At 29.6% G+C, this 20,555-nt stretch carries 17 protein-coding genes; 3 read left to right on the top strand and 14 right to left on the bottom strand.

Going from position 1 to position 20,555, the window contains the following annotated elements:
* Positions 1–194 precede the first annotated feature (194 nt).
* From pyrE to GFJ41_RS14160, 12 genes are all read right to left on the bottom strand, one after another.
* Complete coding sequence (pyrE, locus tag GFJ41_RS14215) at positions 195–779, bottom strand: orotate phosphoribosyltransferase (RefSeq protein WP_021431594.1); 585 nt, start codon at positions 777–779, stop codon at positions 195–197.
* Between the two features lie 174 nt (positions 780–953).
* A complete protein-coding gene (locus GFJ41_RS14210) occupies positions 954–1,856 on the bottom strand; it encodes a dihydroorotate dehydrogenase (RefSeq protein WP_035117665.1) in 903 nt (300 codons plus the stop codon).
* Positions 1,849–2,541 carry a dihydroorotate dehydrogenase electron transfer subunit gene (locus GFJ41_RS14205; RefSeq protein WP_170075691.1) on the bottom strand — a complete coding sequence of 231 codons (693 nt, stop codon included), beginning with the start codon at positions 2,539–2,541 and terminating at the stop codon, positions 1,849–1,851. Before GFJ41_RS14205 ends, GFJ41_RS14210 begins: the two co-directional genes overlap by 8 nt.
* Positions 2,541–3,716, bottom strand: coding sequence for a dihydroorotase (locus tag GFJ41_RS14200; RefSeq protein WP_170075690.1), 1,176 nt, complete (start codon positions 3,714–3,716; stop codon positions 2,541–2,543). The genes GFJ41_RS14205 and GFJ41_RS14200 overlap by 1 nt, the downstream gene beginning before the upstream one ends.
* Positions 3,709–4,635, bottom strand: a complete 927-nt coding sequence (gene pyrB / locus GFJ41_RS14195; protein WP_021428336.1) for an aspartate carbamoyltransferase — start codon at positions 4,633–4,635, stop codon at positions 3,709–3,711. The genes GFJ41_RS14200 and pyrB overlap by 8 nt, the downstream gene beginning before the upstream one ends.
* A gap of 177 nt (positions 4,636–4,812) precedes the next feature.
* Positions 4,813–6,108 (bottom strand): C40 family peptidase, encoded by a 1,296-nt coding sequence (locus GFJ41_RS14190; protein WP_170075689.1) that lies wholly within the window; start codon positions 6,106–6,108, stop codon positions 4,813–4,815.
* Positions 6,109–6,575: 467 nt separating this feature from the next.
* Positions 6,576–7,874: a Glu/Leu/Phe/Val family dehydrogenase gene (locus GFJ41_RS14185; RefSeq protein ID WP_052169250.1), complete on the bottom strand. Its 1,299-nt coding sequence runs from the start codon at positions 7,872–7,874 to the stop codon at positions 6,576–6,578.
* Between the two features lie 132 nt (positions 7,875–8,006).
* Positions 8,007–8,816, bottom strand: a complete 810-nt coding sequence (locus GFJ41_RS14180; RefSeq protein WP_035117673.1) for an ATP-binding protein — start codon at positions 8,814–8,816, stop codon at positions 8,007–8,009.
* Positions 8,817–8,975: 159 nt separating this feature from the next.
* On the bottom strand, positions 8,976–10,205 hold the full coding sequence (locus tag GFJ41_RS14175) for an NAD(P)/FAD-dependent oxidoreductase (RefSeq protein WP_170075688.1): 1,230 nt from the start codon (positions 10,203–10,205) through the stop codon (positions 8,976–8,978).
* The gene (locus GFJ41_RS14170; RefSeq protein ID WP_332841157.1) at positions 10,180–10,587 is read right to left on the bottom strand and encodes a 4Fe-4S dicluster domain-containing protein; all 408 of its coding nucleotides are present in this window, start codon (positions 10,585–10,587) and stop codon (positions 10,180–10,182) included. Before GFJ41_RS14170 ends, GFJ41_RS14175 begins: the two co-directional genes overlap by 26 nt.
* Positions 10,588–10,642: 55 nt before the next feature.
* Positions 10,643–12,544 carry an anaerobic carbon-monoxide dehydrogenase catalytic subunit gene (gene cooS, locus GFJ41_RS14165; RefSeq protein WP_170075687.1) on the bottom strand — a complete coding sequence of 634 codons (1,902 nt, stop codon included), beginning with the start codon at positions 12,542–12,544 and terminating at the stop codon, positions 10,643–10,645.
* Positions 12,545–12,698: 154 nt separating this feature from the next.
* A complete protein-coding gene (locus tag GFJ41_RS14160) occupies positions 12,699–13,784 on the bottom strand; it encodes a CapA family protein (protein ID WP_226890269.1) in 1,086 nt (361 codons plus the stop codon).
* Positions 13,785–13,964: 180 nt separating this feature from the next.
* On the opposite strand from GFJ41_RS14160, the gene fdxA reads away from it, so the two are divergent.
* Positions 13,965–14,135, top strand: a complete 171-nt coding sequence (gene fdxA / locus GFJ41_RS14155) for a 4Fe-4S ferredoxin (protein ID WP_021428309.1) — start codon at positions 13,965–13,967, stop codon at positions 14,133–14,135.
* Positions 14,136–14,190: 55 nt separating this feature from the next.
* Here fdxA and GFJ41_RS14150 read toward each other — a convergent pair whose 3' ends face one another.
* Entirely contained in the window at positions 14,191–14,820 is a 630-nt protein-coding gene (locus tag GFJ41_RS14150) for a redox-sensing transcriptional repressor Rex (RefSeq protein ID WP_021428264.1), read from the bottom strand.
* Positions 14,821–14,951: 131 nt separating this feature from the next.
* Between GFJ41_RS14150 and GFJ41_RS14145 the strand changes: the two genes are divergently transcribed.
* A complete protein-coding gene (locus tag GFJ41_RS14145) occupies positions 14,952–16,865 on the top strand; it encodes an ABC-F family ATP-binding cassette domain-containing protein (protein WP_035117680.1) in 1,914 nt (637 codons plus the stop codon).
* Positions 16,866–16,973: 108 nt separating this feature from the next.
* Positions 16,974–18,350: an MATE family efflux transporter gene (locus tag GFJ41_RS14140; protein ID WP_170075686.1), complete on the top strand. Its 1,377-nt coding sequence runs from the start codon at positions 16,974–16,976 to the stop codon at positions 18,348–18,350.
* Positions 18,351–18,684: 334 nt separating this feature from the next.
* Here GFJ41_RS14140 and GFJ41_RS14135 read toward each other — a convergent pair whose 3' ends face one another.
* Positions 18,685–20,523: a glycoside hydrolase family 13 protein gene (locus GFJ41_RS14135; protein WP_170075685.1), complete on the bottom strand. Its 1,839-nt coding sequence runs from the start codon at positions 20,521–20,523 to the stop codon at positions 18,685–18,687.
* Positions 20,524–20,555 lie beyond the last annotated feature (32 nt).

The raw sequence follows: 20,555 nt of genomic DNA, 5'->3' as shown, positions 1-20,555 counted from the left end.
CAACGACTTCATCCGTTGCGCAAAAAAGTAGGTAATAAATGACTAATCATTTATTACCTACTTTTTTCCTCACCAAATGCAGATATGGTTATGTTTTAATTGGAGTATTTATTATTGAATGAGCGTTAAAGACTGTATTTTCAGGTCTTTAGCGACTGAGATAATTAATACTCCAATTAACCCCACTAATTATATTACATACCTAGTTCTTTAAATTCTCTACTTCCTGGTTTTATTAAATCTATCTCTCCAGCTTCACATAAAGGACATCCATCAGCTTCATAAACTTGTATATCTAATTTTATTGCACTGTATATAGGCATTCCTATATCATGATTAGTTCTATCTGCTATACATGCAACCCCTATAACTTCTCCCCCTAAAGCTTCTAATGCTTTCTTTGTCTCTATTGTAGACTTTCCAGTAGTAACAACATCTTCAGCTATTATTATCTTAGCCCCTGGCTTAACTTCAAATCCTCTTCTTAATTGCATTTCTCCATCTTTTCTCTCTGTGAATACAGATTCTTTTCCTAATTGTCTACCTAATTCATATGAAACTATAACGCCTCCCATAGCTGGTCCAACAACTAAGTCTATTCCTAAATCTTTTATTTGATCAACTACAGTACTTAAGACTTTCTCAGCTTGATTTGGAAATCTTAAAACTTTAGCACATTGTACATATCTATTACTATGCTTTCCTGAAGATAATAAAAAGTGCCCTTCTAATAAAGCATCACATTCTTTTAATATTTCAACAACATTTACATTACTCATAATTATATTCTCCCTTATAGTTAATTTTTCTTTTTCCTCATCCACAGTAATTTTAACTTAAGCTCTGCGAAGGATGATAAATAGTTTGGTGAAGAAGCGTTAAAGACTATTTTTCCCAGTCTTTAGCGACTGAGGTAAACTATTTATCATCCGAAGCAACCTATTTAAAATTACCTAAACTATACCTCTAATTTCATCTAATCTTTTTATTCCTTCTCTATCCATATAATCTTCTATTCCTTTGATTATATCTAATCCAATTCTAGGATTTATAAAGTTAGCAGTTCCAACTTGTACGCAAGTAGCTCCAGCCATTATAAACTCTATAGCGTCTTGCCAATTAGTTATTCCACCCATTCCCATTACTGGTATGTTTACTGCTTTACAAACTTCATGAACCATTCTTAAAGCTATAGGCTTTATTGCAGGTCCAGATAACCCAGCATATATATTTTCAAATACCGGCTTTTTCTTATTTATATCTATAGCCATAGCTTTGAAAGTATTAACTAATGAGATTCCATCTGCGCCTTCTTCCTCACATACCTTTGCCATCCCAACTATATCTTCAGCATTAGGTGATAACTTTACAACTAATGGTAGTTTAGTTTTTGCTCTTACAGCTCTTACAACTTCCCTTGCAACCTCGTTTTTTATCCCAAAGGCCATACCTCCTGCCTTAACATTTGGACAAGAAATATTTAATTCTATCATATCTATAGGTTGGTCGTTTAGTAACTCTACACCTCTTATATAGTCATCTAATGTTCCTCCACCTAAATTTGCAATTCTAACCGTATCTAGTTCTTTAAAAAACTGAAGTTCATTTTTTATGAAACCTCTTACTCCAGGATTTTCAAGTCCTACGCTATTCATCATCCCTGATGGAGTTTCGTGAACTCTCATACCTTTATTTCCATCTCTTTTTTCCAATGTAAGCCCTTTGCTACTTATTCCACCCAATTTTTCTATATCATAAATTTCTGCATATTCTTTTCCAAATCCAAAAGTCCCCGATGCCATAACTAAAGGATTTTTAAATTCTATATTTCCGAATTTAACATTTAAATTAGCCATTGAATATCACGTCCTCTCCCCAGAACACTGGACCATCTTTGCATGTTTTTTTATTTCCAAATTTAGTTTTACAAGTACAAACTAAGCAAGCTCCTACCCCACATGCCATATGATTTTCTAAAGATACCATTATTTTTGTATTAGTTCCTTCTGTCATCTTTACTAACTTTTCCATCATAGGTGTAGGCCCACAAGTTAATATATAATCATATTTTTCTACATCTAATGTATCTGTAACAAAAGTGTCTCCTATAGCTATGTTTACTTCATTACACACTTCATTGTATTCTTCTTCTAATATAGCTTCTTTTCTGAATCCTAGATATGCATCACAGTTTTCAATATTTTTAGCTACTAGGTATAGTGGAGCTATACCTATGCCTCCTCCTACTAACGCAACCTTCCCTTTTACATTTTCATACCCATTTCCATAAGGGCCTTCTAATTTAATTTCATCATTTACTCTTAAATTACTTAATATTTTAGTTCCTTCTCCCACAACTTTATATAAAAAAGATATACTATCTTCATTTACATCATGAACACTTATCGGTCTTGAAAGTAATGGGTATGTATCCCAGGCTCTAAGCATGTAAAATTGACCCATCTTAGCTTCAAATTTACCCTCTACCTTCATAAAATACATATCTTCGCCTATATATTTATTTTCTAAAATTTTGTACATTATTGCATATCCCCCTTTACGTCATACATAACTCTTCCATCTTTTATAGTCATTATTATTTTCCCTCTAACTTTTTGACCATCAAATGGATTGTTTTTTCCTTTAGATATAAACTTAGATACATCTATAACTTCTTCTTGTTCCGAATCTACTATAACTAAGTCTGCTCTTAAACCTTCTTTTATTAATCCTTGGTTTAACCCTAGTAATTTAGCAGGATTTGCACTCATCATCTCACTTAATTTATTTAAAGATATATTATTTTCATTAAATACTTTGTTTACCATTTGGAATGCAACTTCTATATTAGATATTCCAGGAGCTCCCTTTTTTTTGTCTTCTTTTGTATGAGGGGCATGATCCGTTCCTATCATATCTATATATCCATCTTTTATTCCTTGAATTAAGTGTTTCATGTCTTCTTCCTCTGCAAAAGCTGGGTTAACTCTATATTCTAATCCATATCCGAATATATGATGAGGTCCTACCTCACAAGTGAACTTATATCCATCATTTTTATACTTTTTAATTTCATCTAAAGTATCTTTTAAACTTATATGACAGATATGCAGGTTTCCTCCAACCTCTTTAAGCATGTTCAAATCTCTTTTTACTATTTCAAACTCCGGCTGACAATGAGTTAGAACTTTAAAATCTAATTTTTTAGATAAACTAAGTGCATCTCTCATTATTTTTTCATTGTGAAGGGTGTATCCATCATCAGAGAATAAGTCTGTATACGTTCTCATTTTTTCTATATCTATAATTTCTTCACCTTCAAGGTTTTCTGTTATAGCACAAACTTGCTTTATATCACATAAATCTAATTCCTTAGCTTTGCTTAACACATATTCCATAACCTGTTCGTTGTCACAAACTGGCTTAGTATTTGCCATTGGACAAAGCACTGTGAATCCACCTTTTAATGCTGCCTTTTGTCCTGTTTCTAAATCTTCTTTATGTGTTAACCCTGGATCTCTTAAGTGTGTGTGCAAATCTATAAATGCCGGCATTAAAATCTTATTTTTTCCATCTATAATTTTTAAACCTTCAATATCAGTAGGATTTATATTCGAGTCTATTTTAGAAATCTTACCATTTTCAATAAGTAAATCTCCTTTAAAGTTCATACTAGAATCAATCATTTTTACGTTTTTTATAAGAAGTTTACTCATTTGCATCTACCCCCAGAAGTTTCATTATTAATGCCATTCTAACGTACATTCCATATTTTGCTTGATCGAAGTATACCGCTCTATCATCTTTATCTACCTCTGTATCAATTTCATTTACTCTTGGTAATGGATGCATAACTAACATATCTGGTTTAGCTTTTTTCATTTTTTCTGTTGTTAATATATAACAATCTTTAAGTCTTTCATATTGTTCTTGATCTTCAAATCTTTCTCTTTGGACTCTAGTCATATAAAGAACATCTAAGTCTTCTATAACCTCATCTAAACTATTAGTTTCCACATATTCGTGTCCAGCTATAACTTCTTTTATATATTGAGGCATTTCTAACTCTTTAGGTGATATAAATACAAATTTAGTATTTTTATATCTTGCCATAGCTTTAACTAGTGAATGTACTGTTCTTCCGTTTTTTAAATCTCCACATAATCCGATAGTGTGATTTTCTAAATTTCCTTTAAGTGATTTTATTGTAAGAATATCTGTAAGTGTTTGAGTTGGATGTTGATTTCCTCCGTCTCCTGCATTTATAAATGGTACTCTAGCAAACCTTGACGCCTCTAAAGCTGAACCGGCTCTTGGGTGTCTCATGACTATAGCATCAGCATAACAAGATACTGTTTCCATAGTGTCTTCTAATGTTTCTCCTTTTGCTGTTGATGAAGAATTTGGTTCTGAAAAGCCAATTACCTTTCCACCTAATCTGTTCATTGCAGCTTCGAAGCTAAATCTTGTTCTTGTTGATGGTTCATAAAATAAAGTTGCTAGTAAATTACCTTCACAAACTCGTGAGTATTTTGACGGATTGTCAATTATATTTTGAGATAAAGATAGAATTTCATCTATTTCATTTATCGAAAAGTCTTCTGGTTGGATTAAATTTCTTCCCTGTAATTTCATATATGTTCCTCCTTTTTTAGCCTCTCTGGACTAAATTTAAAAGTATTTTAATTTTTTTCTTTTATAGAATATTATCACCTTTAAGAAACGATGTCAATATGAGTTTATAAAAAATCGGCCTTACTTAAGCAAAAAAAAAGGATATATTTATTTAAATATATCCTTTTAAATCCTATATTATAATACTCTCTTAGCTCCTACGTAAGCTTTTTGCCAGTAAGATGAGTTTATGTTACTAACTTTAACAACATCTCCTGAGTTTGGTGCATGAACCATGTTTCCTCCACCAACATATATACCAACGTGGCTTATTCCTCCGCCACCAGTTGCGAAGAATACTAAGTCTCCTGCTTGTAAATTAGCTTTACTTACAGATCTACCAACTCCGTATTGAGAAGATGAAGTTCTTGGTAAAGATACTCCTGCAGCATTTCTAAATACGTATGAAGTAAGTCCTGAACAGTCAAAGCTGTTAGGTCCTTCAGCTCCCCATACATAAGGAGATCCTAACTTAGCATAAGCTAAGTCAACTACAGCTGATGCAGCATTTGAGTTATTAACTGGTGGTGCTGGCTTTTCTTCTTCAGTTGAGTTATTGTTGTTATTATTATTGTTATTATTATTATTGTTATTATTATTATTGTTATTATTATTGTTATTATTATTGTTATTTGTATTATCGTTATTATCTACATTACTGTTGTTATCATTATTATTTTCGTCATTATCTACATTATTGTTGCTGTTGTTATTATTGTCATTGTTAGTTGTACTGTTATCATTGTTGTCTTCAACAGCATCATTATTGTTGTTATTGTTGTTTTCAACATTGTTGCTTTCATTTTCATTAGTAGCATCATTGTTTGTTGTTTGATTGTTATCAGATACTTGTCCATCATTTTGATCTTTAACATCTGATTGAGTCTTTTCTTCTTCTACTACTGGAGCTTTATCAGATACGTATAAATCTCTTACAAATCCTTCATTTTCTCCATTTTTAACTTTTACCCAGTTACCTTCAGTTCCTAAAACTTGAACTTTTGTAGAAGCTGGTAAATTATCTTTTACATCAGACTCTACATGAGCATCTTTTCTTAAGTTTACTTTATCTGCTGTTATATAAGCATTAGCTGCTTTAACATCAACGTATCTAGATGCTATCCATCCTTCAGTTTCATCATCTAATTGAACTTTATACCATCCATCTTGCTCTCCAACTATTTTAAATTGGTCACCTGTGTATGCTATAGTTTGAACTGATCCTTGCTTTCTTACTTTTACAGCAACTCCATCTTTAACTTCTGCAACTTTAAAATCTACATCTTTATAGTCTTTTAAATTTATTACATTCTTTTCATTAACGTCTTTTTTATCTGTTGCCTTCTCAACTTTTGCATCGTCTGCATGCGCTATCCCGTTCATTGATAATGCCATAAATGATGCAAATACTGGTACTAATATTTTTCTCTTCATAATGTTTTTCCCTCCAAAAATTCACCATAAGTATTCTTACGTGTTATTTTCATAGCTGAAACCTATGTAGGATAAAATACTAATACACAAGATATTTTCATTTTTGTATTTATATGTCACAACTTTGTAACTGTTTTGTAAATAATTGTTACAAGTTATATAGTATTCTTATATTAACAATATTTAACTTATATCTTGTATATAATATTTAAAAATTTATTATTTTATCCAAAAATAACTTTTAATATACATTTTTATATTAATTATATACTATTTTTTTCAAAAAGTAAATAAATTTGGATATTTTAGCAGATATTAGCATGGAATTTTTTATATCTAGTATATAATTTTTTTTATATGCTTTTTTTATTTTTTGTATAAAAATAAAAGTGTACATTTAATCAGTATAAGACTGATTAAATGTACACTTTTTTTATTCTAAATTTTATTTATTTTAATATTATTTATTAAGCTAAAGATGTAGCTTCTTTCTTAGCATCTTCTTTAACAGGAGCTTCTGTATACCATCCTCTTAATTTCATAGCATCAGCTATTCTCTTAATTGACATCATGTATGCAGCTGTTCTCATTTCAACATTGTGGTCTCCTGCTAATGCCCATATTTCTTCAAATGCTTTTTTCATTAAAGCTCTCTGTTTTTCTTGAACTTCGTCAAAGCTCCAGTTGTATCTCATTAAGTTTTGAACCCATTCAAAGTAAGAAACTGTAACTCCACCACTATTAGCTAATATATCTGGTACTAAAGTTATTCCTTTTTCAAATAGTATTTTATCTGCTTCTGGAGTAGTTGGTCCATTAGCTCCTTCACATACTATTTTAGCTTTTATATCTCCAGCATTTGCTGAAGTTATTTGATTTTCTAGTGCACAAGGCATTAATACGTCAACTTCTGCAGTTATTACACTTTGGTCAACAGCTTCTGCACCTGGGAATCCTTTTATACATCTATGTTCTTTATTGTAAGCCATTAAAGCTTTCATATCTATTCCATCTTTATTATATATAGTTCCTGTATGATCTTCTACATATATTACTTTAGCTCCTGCTTCATCTATGTACATACCAGCGAAGCTTCCAACATTACCAAATCCTTGAAGTCCTACAGTAACATTTGATACATCTATTCCTTTTTTCTTAGCTGCTTCCATTGCAATTGTAGCAACTCCATATCCTGTAGCTTCATTTCTAGCTAAAGATCCATAGAAATCAACTGGTTTTCCAGTAAATACTCCTGGTTGGAATTCTCCTGTAACATTTGCATATTCATCAACCATCCAAGCCATTATTTGTCCATTTGTATTAACATCTGGAGCTGGTATATCTTCTTTTTCTCCTATTATTGGAGCTATTGACTTAGCAAATCCTCTAGATATTCTTTCTAACTCAGCTTGAGAGAATTCTGTAGGATCGATGGCCATACCACCTTTACCTCCACCATAAGGTATTCCTACTACTGAACACTTGAAAGTCATCCAAGTAGATAAAGCTTTAACCTCGTCCATACAAACTGCTGGATGGAATCTTAATCCTCCTTTAAATGGTCCACAAGCATTATTATGTTGTGATCTATATCCTGTAAATGTTCTTACAGTCCCATCATCCATTTTAACTGGGAATGATACTTCTAACACTCTCATTGGATTTTTTAATATTTCATATACTGCTGGATCTGCCCCTAATTTATCGCAAGCAGTTTTTACTTGAGATCTTGCTATCTCTAGAACATTTAAAGTTTTTTCAGCCATTTTAAAAGCCCCCTTAAAAATATTTTAATTTTTTAAATCCCCTTTGTTATTTGTCGGAAAATGATTTCCTCCACTTACAGTTTGATTATAGCACAGTTTTTTATGTATTTGTATAAAATTTATATTAGTTTTTTATTTAACACTTTTTATCTTGTTTACTCTTATATCTAGCCTACTTACATTTATTAAAGTAACATCATACAATGCCTTTATTATATGTTCTTGAAGCTTAAAAATAGTTTCAATACAGTTAAATAAATCCAATTCTAAAATAATAAATATTTCTAAATTTCCTTTTTTATTGTTAAATTTTACTGAATTAATTTTGCTTATGTAATCAAATTTTGATAGTTCAAAAAATATTATTTGATTTATTGCATTTTTTTTAATATAAAAATTTCCCATATAGCTAAATGTCGGTCTAATAATAGTTTTTTCAACTAATATAGATTCTTTATTTTCTCTTTTAAATAATTTTTTGATCGGATTTATACTAAGTCCACTAGCAATAGATTTAACCTCTAATGTCGGAAGAGGTATTATGTGATTTCCTTTACTTCTCCACTCTTTCGCAATATCTATTTCTTCTTGTGTCGATATTTCATTTATATAAACAGTTTTATATATTTTACCTAAATTCAATTTACTAGCTATCTGATTTACCATTTTATCTGATGTTCCTATTATTAAAATAGACTCTATATTTTCTTCCACTATTTTAAATTTCACTTCATTTCTATGGTTTTCATCGTGAAATATAGCTCTTTTAACTGCCTGAATTTTGGTACTTGCTTGTTTTGCTGATATTCCAGCAATTATTTTATTCTTAAAAATTAAAATTCCATCATCTATTATATAGTTTATATTTTTTTCATAGGCTAACTCTAATGCTTTATAACTTTTTCCAGAACCACTCTCTCCTACTAATGCATAAACCTTCATATTTACACTCCTATAATATATATTTAAAAAGGAGTGTCTCAAAATAAGTAGGGATAGAATAAGTATAAGTTTTAGCGACTTTCAAAGCATCTTTTCAGCTTTAGGAGCAAAACTTATATTCATTCTTTCACACTATACTATTTTGAGACACTCCCTTAATTATATATTATAGCAAAACTCTCCATTTCCTTTAACAGAAAAGAAATCTGCATATCCTATTTCAAAAATTCTTTTTTCTAAATCTGGTATTTCTATATTATTTTTTATCAAATGAGTAAGAGCCCCTACATAAGATATATCTCCTTGAACTATCACTCCTTTAATAACATTATCTTTTATTATAAACTTTTTATACCCTATTTCATCTTTTCTAACATTTACGATACAGTCTTCTTCCATATCAACTATACCTAGCGAAACTGTAGGTATACCTAAAAAATTCATTGTGTTTCTGTATACAAATGAATCATCTATTTTTTCTTCTCTTCCAGCCATATTGTAGGCAGCTACTATTCCTTGCTTCACAGCTAAAGGCCAAATTGCATTTTTACCAACAACATCACCTGCCGCAAATATGTCTTTTGCAGTAGTTTTGCAATTCTCATCTATGATTATTCCTCTCTCATAACTTATAAACTCTTTATTTATAAATTCAGCATTTGGAATAACCCCTGTTGCTACAATTGCCATATCACATTCTATATAAGTTTCATCATCTAATACGACTCCAATTATATTTTCATTATTATCCATGCAAATTTCATTAACACTTGCACCCTTAAAGAATTTCACACCTAATTCTTTAAATTTATTTTCATATACTGATGCAGAGTATTCATCTAACTGCCTATTTAGTATAAAAGGTTCTCTATATATTACAGATATATCTAAATTTTTATATTCTAATAACCCTATAAGAGCATCTATTCCTACAAGCCCAGCTCCTAATATGGCTATTTTTTTACAATCCTTTGCTTTTTCTTTTATTTCATAAGCATCTTCTATATTTCTAAGTCCATACACATGTTTTGCTTTTTTTAAGTTTTTTATAGGAGGCATAGCTGATGATGCGCCTGTTGCAATTAATAGTTTATCATATTTAACTTTTTCACCAGTCTCTAGTATAGATACTTCTTTATTTTCTATATCTATATTATTTACAGTGCATGACTTTTTCCAACTTATATTATATTTTTCATCAAATTTAGTTTCTACAAAGTTTAAGCTATCTAATGTTCTATGTTCAGATATAATATGATGCAACATACATCTTGAGTAAATGTGTTCATCTTTTGATATTAATGTTATATTAGCTTTTTCATCTAACTCCCTTAATACTTTTATAGCGTTAATGCCTGCTGCACTAGCACCCAGAACTACATAATTCATTTTTTACCTCCTCTTGTAGCGTTATTGCTCCAGTTGGACAATTAGCTACACACTTGGGATATCCTATACTTTCACACATATCACATTTTAAAATAGTTTGTTTTGTTTTATCGTCAGGCTTTAAAAGTCCATATGGACATGCCATAACGCACATATAACAAACTCCACACTTATCTTTGTCATAACTTACTATTCCAGTTTCTTTATTTTTTGTCATAGCTCCACTCATACATGTAAGTACACACTCTGGAGTTTCACAATGCCTACAAATAATAGGAATCGGATTATTAAATTTATTTAACTCTATGTGGTTTCTACTTTCGTTATCTAGGTCTTCTAAATCTAAAGAGTACATATCTTTTTGTAAATCGTTTCTTAACATGCATGCTAAAACACAACTCTTACATCCGGTACATAATTCTTTATTAATTAGAATCCTATGCATAACATTCCACATCCTTTAAGCCTAATTTTTCTCTTCTATCTATAATTATCTTTTCTAATGTATCAGCTGAAGATACAACCTCTGAATCAACTATAACATGACCTCCAGTTATGTCCTTTAACCCTTCAGTTAAAACTTGTGTAACTAATTTGCCACCTGTTATAAATGGCGGTAATGCTAAATGAAGAGGCAACCCTAAAGCTAATCCAAATGCTCCATCTGCTAAAGCTTGTTCTTCTAACCATTGAGGTGCAGATAAAATTAGTGGAAGCTGAGGTATATCTATTCCTAATTCTTTAGCGATTTCAGTAGCAACTATTTCAAGTCTTCCTATAGCTAAACATGGTCCAAAGTTCAATACTGGTGGTATTCCTAAAGATTTGCAAACTTCTTTTAAATTTTCACCTGCTAATTCTTCAGCTCCAGGAGACATTAATCCAACATTTTCTAAGCCTCCAGTTGAACATCCTGCAGATAAAACGATTATATCTCTTTTTATAAGCTCTTTAGTTAATTCTACAGTAAATACATCGTGTCCTTTTGCTGTCATATTTGAACATCCAACAACTGCTGCTATTCCTTTTATTTTACCTTCTGCAATTAAGTTTATAAGAGGTTTCCATGAGTCCCCTAAAAATGCCTTTAAGTTCTTCTCACTTACACCTGTTAATGAAACATCATGTCCGTGGTCACTAGGTATGTCTATTTCAACTTCCCCTCTTCTTGATTTATAGCTTGTTAAGGCTTCATTTATTAATTTTTCTGAAATTGATTCTATATTCTCTCTATCGAATGGTACATATTCTGCATTAACTTTTTTAGCTACATCATCTAAACAAACCATTTTAACTTTATATTTATCTGCTATAGGCTCTATCCCTGGTATAGTACAGTTAAATTCAGATGCAATCATATCTATTGCTCCTGTAGAAAGTACAGCCTCACTTGTAAAGTTATTTCCAGCATGACCCGCAAATACCTCTTGATAGTGCTCACCTCTTAACTGTAAATCTTGCCCTACACAAGTACATCCAACTAATCTAAACCCTTTTGCTCCTGCTTCTTTTGCTAATTTAACAGCATCCTCATCTTTCAATCTATCTTGGAAGTGAGCAAATGTTGAATGTTGATGTCCTGTTATCATTATATTTATATAATCTTTATCTATAACTCTAAATCCTACAGGTGCAGTTCTTATAACTGGCTCTCCTAAAATAACATCGTTTAAAAGATTAGTTAGTGTAAGTCCATATAATCCTGTAGATATTCCTAAATTTAAGCAGTTTATAAGCATATCAACAGGGTCACTATTTAAATTTGTAGATGACTTAACTATCGCATCAAAAACTTCTGACTTAGCTCCTCCTGGCATTATTCCTATTTCTTTCCACTTGTTAACTCTTGGAGCATAAGCTATTTTCTCTACTAACTCCATTTTCTCATCTCTAGATTTATATAAATCATCTAAAACTTTTTGTGCAACTTTTATACATTTTTCATGTCTATCATTAGCTTCAACCCCAAATATTTCAGCTAATTCATCTATTGTCTTTTCTCCCTTTATTATTCCTTTATCTTCACCTAATTTTTTCAAGTTTCTAGCTGTATTTTCAACAACATGCAGATAACATGCAGCTCCACTTGCAACTGCTCTTAAAAAGTTTCTAGCAACTATTGTATCAGCATCTGCTCCACAAATTCCCCTTGGAGATTTAGGCGTTATTCTACATGGTCCATTTGCACATAATCTACAACATACACCTTGAAGTCCAAAACCACATTTAATTTTTTGATCTTCAGTTCTATGGAATGCCGTTTCAACATCCTTCGACGCTACAAAACTTTCTAACCTTTTATCTGCACTTTCGCACATTTTACAACTAACACAAGACATAAATTACTTCCCCCTAAATTTATTTTTATGGTAATTCTTTTTATATATACCATACATTGTTAATAGTTAAACATATTTTTTGAAAAAGTTTTCCTAATTAAAAAAACTTATTCAATTTTGAAAAGATCCAATAATTAAATAAGTTTTTTATAATCTATTTGTTTAAGCCTTCGCTTATATTTTTCAATTTATTTTTTACTCTATCTGCTTCTGCTCCGTTTAGTGGTGTTGGTTGATAATTATTAACATTACTTTCAGATGATATAGAACAAGGTATAATTTCAGGTTTGTTTATACTTATCAGTTTGCTGTCTTCAAAATTAAATGTTTGTTTGTATATAAAAGTATCTTTATCTTGAGGGTTTTTATTACCTCCAAAACAGAAATTACTTAGACTATATGCAATATACTTTCCTTTATACTCTTCTATTCCTTGCATAACATGAGGATGACTTCCTAACACCCCATCAGCTCCATTATTTATAGCAAAATGTGCGAAATCTTTTTGAACTTGATCAGGATAATATTGTCGCTCTGTTCCCCAATGGAAATATACAAATACTACATTCGATTCTTTTTTCATACTTTGTATATCTTTTTTCATGTTATTTAAAAATTCTTCATTATAATTTTCAGGCCAACCATTGTAACCTAATAATCCGACCTTTACACCTTTAACATCTACTATACTTTTCTCTCCTAAACCAAAATAATCTATATTATTTTCTTTTAATATAAATTTAGTTTGTTTCATACCCTCGTCAAAATAATCCTCCGAGTGATTATTTGCTAATGTTACAGCATCTATTCCACCTTCTTTAAGTATATTTACATAAGAAGGATCTCCTTTAAATGCAAATTTTTTAACTTTTGCATTACTCGCACTAGTTAAAGGACCTTCTAAATTTGCTACCGTTAAATCATCCTCTTCAAAAATTTTCTTAACATTTTTCAAAAAGTATCCATAATCTTGCCCTTGATTTTCAAACTCATTATCAAAAGACCCATAATATGAAGCTCCTTTATAATTCCCCATAGTTATATCCCCTACAAAATTAATAGTTATGCTTTCCTTTTTTACCTCTGTTACTTCATCAACTTTCTTTGATTGTTCATTAATATCTTTAATTTTATTACTTCCTACAACAATTTTAAAAATAAGCATACAAATAGCTACCACTAAAATGATTGTTCCAGATATCAATAGTGCTAGCTTCTTTTTATTAATCTTTTTTTTCATCTATCTACCTCCATAAAAGTAATAAGCCCTAAACATATTATAACTTATACATTTGTCAAAATAAATCGGTTTATGTAATATGTTTGTTTTTTTGTATGTATTCTAATTATTGTTATATATATTTTTTTTTGTTATAATACTAATGAACATAATTTTACATATTTTAGGAGGAGATTGAAAATGGCTTACAAAATTAATGATGCTTGTATAAGCTGTGGTGCTTGTGAAGCTGAGTGCCCAGTTAGCTGTATATCAGCTGGAGATGACAAATATGTTATAGATGCAGATACTTGTATAGAGTGTGGTGCTTGTAACGGAGTTTGTCCAGTAGATGCTCCACAACCAGAATAATAATAAATTAAAATAAAAAAGCTACCTATTTTGTAGGTAGCTTTTTTATTTTAATTTATTTATCTTCGTTCATAAGATATGATAAAGTAAATAAACTTTCAGTTAAGTTTACATTTTCAACTATAACATCATTTGGTACTTCTAAATCTAACGGTGCAAAGTTCCAAACTCCTTTTATACCTGATTTAACTAATCTATCGACAACTTCTTGCGCCCCATTTTTTGGTATACATAATATCGCTATATCGATATCATTTTCAGCTACGAACTCCTCGATGTCATCAGAATCTAATATTTCAAAATCTCTAATTTTTAATCCTATCATTCTTGGGTTTGCATCAAATAAAGCTTTTATCTTAAACCCTGCTTTAGTAAAACCTGAATAATTAGCTATTGCTTGTCCTAAGTTTCCAGCCCCAATTATTATAGAATTATAAGTTCTAGATAAACCTAATATTTTACCTATTTCATTATATAATTCTTCGACATTATATCCGTATCCCTGCTGTCCAAATCCACCAAAGTTGTTTAAATCTTGTCTTATTTGAGATGCTGTAAAGCCAATTATATCGCTTAATTCTTTAGAAGATATTCTTTGTATATCTCTATCTAACAAATCTCCTAAGTATCTGTGATATTTAGGTAATCTTCTTATTACAGCCATAGAAATATTTTTATTACTCATCTCATCACCTCCTATATATTCATTATCCCTGTTTTATATAATATGCTATTTTTTTAACAAAATGCATATATCCTTGATTATATTATACCAAAACATTATAATTTTAGATAGTTTAAAGGAGGTATAATTTTATGATTGTTTTGTCGTGTAATAACTTAAATAAAAGTTTTGGAATAGATACTATATTAGAAAATATTAGCTTCACTGTAAATGAAGGCGATAAGGTTGGTATTATAGGCGTAAATGGAACGGGTAAAACTACTTTATTTAAAGTACTTTCTGGTATTTATGGGTATGATAGCGGAGATATATATCTTGGTAAAGGTGTAGAAATAGGATATCTTGAACAAAATACAAATTTCCAATCGGAAAAAACTATCTATGAAGAAGTTTTAGAAGTTTTTTCTGATTTAATGGATATGGAAAACTATATAAGAGATTTAGAAATTAAAATAGCAGAAGAAGGTTCTAACCCTAACTCAAAGATTCTAGATAAACTTATGAATGAGTATTCTCAAAAGCTAGAACTTTTCTCTGAACTAAATGGTTATGGTTATAAATCAGAAGTAAAAGGTATTTTAAAAGGGCTAGGTTTTTCTGATTCTGATATGGAAACTCCAATAAATATATTATCTGGAGGAGAGAAAACCAGAGTCTTACTTTCTAAGCTACTACTAAAAAACCCTTCACTTCTACTTCTAGATGAACCAACTAACCATCTTGACTCAGATGCCATCGAATGGTTAGAGGTATTCTTAAAGCAATATAAAGGAACAGTAATTATCATATCTCATGATAGATATTTCCTAGATCAAGTTGTAAATAGAGTATTTGAAATTCATAATAAAAGACTTAAAACATATAATGGAAATTACTCTAAATTTATAGAGTTATCTAAAGTAGAAAAAGAATTAGAAGTTAAAAAATATGAAGACCAACAAAAAGAAATTAAAAAACAAGAAGAATCAATTGATAGATTAAAAGCTTACGGAAGAGAAAAACATTTAAAAAGGGCTAGAAGTAAAGAGAAGATGTTAGATAAAGTTGATGTATTAGATAAACCTGATGTGTTCAGAAAAAAAGCTAGTATTCAATTTAGTCCTTCTGTATCTAGTGGTAATGATGTCTTACAAGTAGAAGATCTTTCTATGGGTTATGGTGAAAGAATCCTATTTAAGGACATAAACTTTAATATATACAGAGGAGAAAAAGTTGCTTTAATAGGAGCTAACGGAATAGGAAAGTCTACTTTATTTAAAATAATAATGAATGAAATAATACCGTTAACTGGTACTGCTAAACTTGGTGCAAATGTTCATGTAGACTACTTCCACCAAGAGCAAAAAACTCTTAACCTAGATAATACTATTATTGATGAAATTTGGAATGATCACCCTAGTCTAAATCAAACCACCCTTAGAAATATGTTAGGATCTTTTTTATTTGAAGATGAAGAAGTCTTTAAAAAAATATCTACACTAAGTGGTGGAGAAAGAGCTAGAGTTGCTATATTGAAATTAATTTTATCTAATTCTAACTTTTTATTACTAGATGAGCCTACAAATCACCTTGATATAGACTCTAAAGAAGTTCTTGAAGAAGCTTTATTAAATTATACAGGAACTTTATTTACAATATCTCATGATAGATATTTCTTAAACACAGTTGTTGATAAAATACTTGTTCTTGATTCTGATGGAATAACAGAATATCTAGGTAATTATAATTATTATATGGATAAGAAAAAGCAAACTTTAGAGATGAGCTCTATAGAAACAACTGAGGAAAAAACGAAGACTCAATTAAAAGATGAAAAACGAAAAGAAAGAGAACAAAGAGAGTTAGAGAAAAAAGCTAGAGTCAAGAGGCAGAACATAGAAAAGGAAATTGAAGAAATAGAACTTGAAATCGAAGAACTTAATGTTCTTATGTGCCAAGAAGAAATATATTCTAATCCTGAAAAATCTAAAGAAGTTAGTCAAAGTAAGTCTTCTTTAGAAGATAGATTAAATAATTTATATGAAGAATGGGAACAGCTAATGTAGGCTGTTCTTTATTTTTGATAATTCTGAAATTTATATAATAAATTAGTTGATATATATATGCTTTTTATATTAACATATTATAGATGTTAAATTTAAGGGGGTGTCTGATTGACAAATATTTTTAATTTAAATGATGAAAATAAGAAATTTTATAAATTACTAGTTTCACTTTGTATTCCTATAATAATACAAAACCTTATATCAACTTCTGTAAACATTATAGATACAGTAATGATAAGTAGCTTAGGAGAAGCATCCGTAGCATCAATAGGAGTTGCTAACCAATACTTTTTCTTATTTAATATGACTTTATCTGGATTAACAGGTGGAGCTGGTTTATTTATATCTCAGTTTTTTGGGAAAAATGATGCAAATAATATAAAAAAGGTTACCGGATTAAATGTTTTACTTGGAATAATATTAGGTCTATTATTTTTTATGCCTGCTTTTATATTTCCTAAGTTCATAATTCATTTTTTCTCTTATGATACTGAGGTAGTTAAGCTTTGTATTCAATACTTTAGCATTATCGCTTTTTGTTATCCTTTAATAGCAGTTAGTACTGTATTTAGTATGGGGTCTAGAAGTATTCGAAATCCTAAGCTTGGAATGATTTGTAGTGCAATTGCACTTATAAGTAACATTGTATTAAATTACGGATTAATCTTTGGAAATTTAGGATTACCTGCATTAGGAGTTCGTGGAGCTGCCATAGCAACTGTTATAGCTAGATTTATAGAGTTTTCACTTTTAATAGGATATGTATATATCATAAAGAAAGATTATGTTTTAAAGTTTACTATTAAAAATTTAAAGTCTATAGATAAACAGTTTATAAATGCTTTCTTTGAAAAAAGTACACCTATATTATTAAATGATAGTGGATGGGCAATAGGTACAGTTTTATATTCTGTTGCTTATGCAAAAGCTGGTACTTCTGCAATTGCAGCTAGTCAAATAGCTACTAGTACTGGAAATTTCTTTATTATGACAGCTGTTTGCGTTGCTATCGGCGCATCTATTATGCTAGGTAATGAACTTGGTGCTGATAATAAAGAAGTTGCTATTGATTATGCTAAAAAGTTTTCTAAAATAGTTTTTATAGTAGGAACTCTATTTGGTATACTTCTTATACTAAACATACCGACTCTACTTAAAATGTTTAGTGTTTCAGATAATCTAGCACCTGATATTATTAAAATATTTGCTATTATGGGATTATTAATGGGCCTAAAATCTTTTAATACGCTTTTAATTATAGGTATTTTAAGAAGTGGTGGAGATACTAAGTATTCTTTATTTTTAGAATTGGGATGTATGTGGTTAGTATCGCTTCCTCTTACTTTTATATTTGCAATTAAAGGAGCTCCTATTTATGTACTTGTCCTTCTTACTTACTCTGAAGAGATTGTTAAGTTCATATTTGGTGTTCCTAGGGCTCTATCTAAAAGATGGGTTGCTAATATTGTAAAAGAAATTGATTAGGTAGTGCTCATTGGAAAATATCATTGTTTCATTCGCTGAAAGACCGATAAAACGTAGCCTTTAACGCTACTTCAACAATAATATTTTCCAACTTCGATATTTTTAAGTAAATAAAAAGGTACTATTATAAAATAATTTTATAATAGTACCTCTTTTATTATTCATATTTTACTAGTGATTTTATGATGCCCTATCAAGATATAAATATATAAGTTTTAACGACCTTTAAAGCATCTCTTTGCTTTGGGAGTAAAATTTATATATTTATATCTAGCACACTCATATAACCAACTAAAAAATCACAATAAAGAAATTTTCTTTATTGTGATTTAGATTAATTATTAGCTTTTTCTAATTTAACTAACTTATGTGATTTAGGCTCTAGTTTAAATTCAACATTATCATAATTTACCTGGATAAGCCCATCAACTAGATTTGTATATTTACTATTAAGACATTCTTTCATATCTATTTTTATAACTTCTTCTCGTTCTGACCTATTTACTAAAACTAAAATATTATCATCATTTATACCTTCAATATATCTTACATAACCAAATACATTAGGATTTTCTAATTCTAAAAATTTAGTCTCTCCACAAGTTAACACTTTATTTTTATTTCTATCCTTAATAATATTTTTATAGAAATTCAAAATTTCTTTATCTTCATTTTTCCATGGATAAGTTCTTCTATTATCTGGATCTGTTTCACCTAAAAGTCCTGCTTCATCACCATAATATATATATGGCACTCCTTCAAAAGTCATTTGTATAGCAACCGCTAATTTAAGAAGTTCTTTATCTTCATTTAATTCTGTAAGTATTCTTCTTGTATCATGCGTACCTAATATATTTAAATTAGATTTAAAAGATTCTTTTGGATAATTTTCTTTTATAGTCATAAGGCTATTGTATACATCATTTGAATCAATTTTATAATTTAAAAAATCTACAAATATATTCTTAAACACATACCCTGTAACCCCATTTAGTTGGTCACCTAAAAGATATTTTCTTCTTTCATCATAACTAATTTTATTAGATGCATCTTCCCAAACTTCACCTATAAGAATAGATTCTTTATCTAGTTTTAAAGTCTCATTCTTTAACTCCTCTATAAATTTAGAAGGTAATTCATCAGCTACATCAAGTCTCCATCCTTTAACTCCATATCCCATCCATTTTTTTATTACACTGTTATCACCTTTTATAATATAGTCAATATATGAAGTTTCAGTTTCGTTTACATTTGGTAAAGATTTAACCCCCCACCAACAATCATATTTTTGCGGATAGTTTTCAAATTTGTACCAAGAAATATACGGTGAATCTTGTGATTGATATGCGCCTACAGAATCATAATTTCCATACTTATTAAAATATACGCTATCATCTCCTGTATGACTAAATACACCATCTAATATAATATTTATTCCCTTTTTATTTGCTTCACTTATTAACTCTTTAAATATTTCTTCATTTCCAAACATCGGATCAATATTTTTATAGTCTCCTGTGTCATACTTGTGGTTACTCTGTGATTCAAATATAGGGCTTAAGTATATTATGCTAACCCCTAAATTTTTTAAATAACTTAATTTACTTATTATTCCTTTTAGATTTCCTCCATGAAAATCCCATCTAAATATTTCATTTTCACTATTTTTTATATACATAGGAGTATCTTCCCAATTTGCATATACAAAACTATTCTTTTTAGGGTTATTTATTTTACCACTTTTATTAAATCTATCTACAAATATATGGTATAAAACTCCCTCTTTAAACCAATCTGGAGATTTAGTATTCTTACTAACTGTAATTTGATACTTACTTAAACTATCAATATCAAAATTTTCTTCGCATATACCATTTCTTTTACTCTTACCATAGTACTTTAATTCGTTATTTCCATTTATACTTTCTATCGTTTTAAAAAAGTAAAAATAAACATCTGCTTGTTGAAATTCATATTTATATATGTTAAACATACAATCGGATGCTTTTGTCATTTTTATTTCTTCTAAATTTTTTCCATCTCTTTCTATAATTAAATATACTTCTTTTACATTTTCTGTAGCTTTTACACTTAAACTTAATTTTTCTCCTAATTCCAAAGCTCCGAAAGGCTTTTTATAACTTTCTAACCAAGAATTATATGTTATACTCATTTTGATCTCCCACCTTTTATCTTTTGAACTGT

The organism is Paraclostridium dentum, from assembly GCF_012922555.1.
Lineage (GTDB): Bacteria > Bacillota > Clostridia > Peptostreptococcales > Peptostreptococcaceae > Paraclostridium > Paraclostridium dentum.
This window is presented reverse-complemented; position numbering and strand designations above follow the sequence as displayed.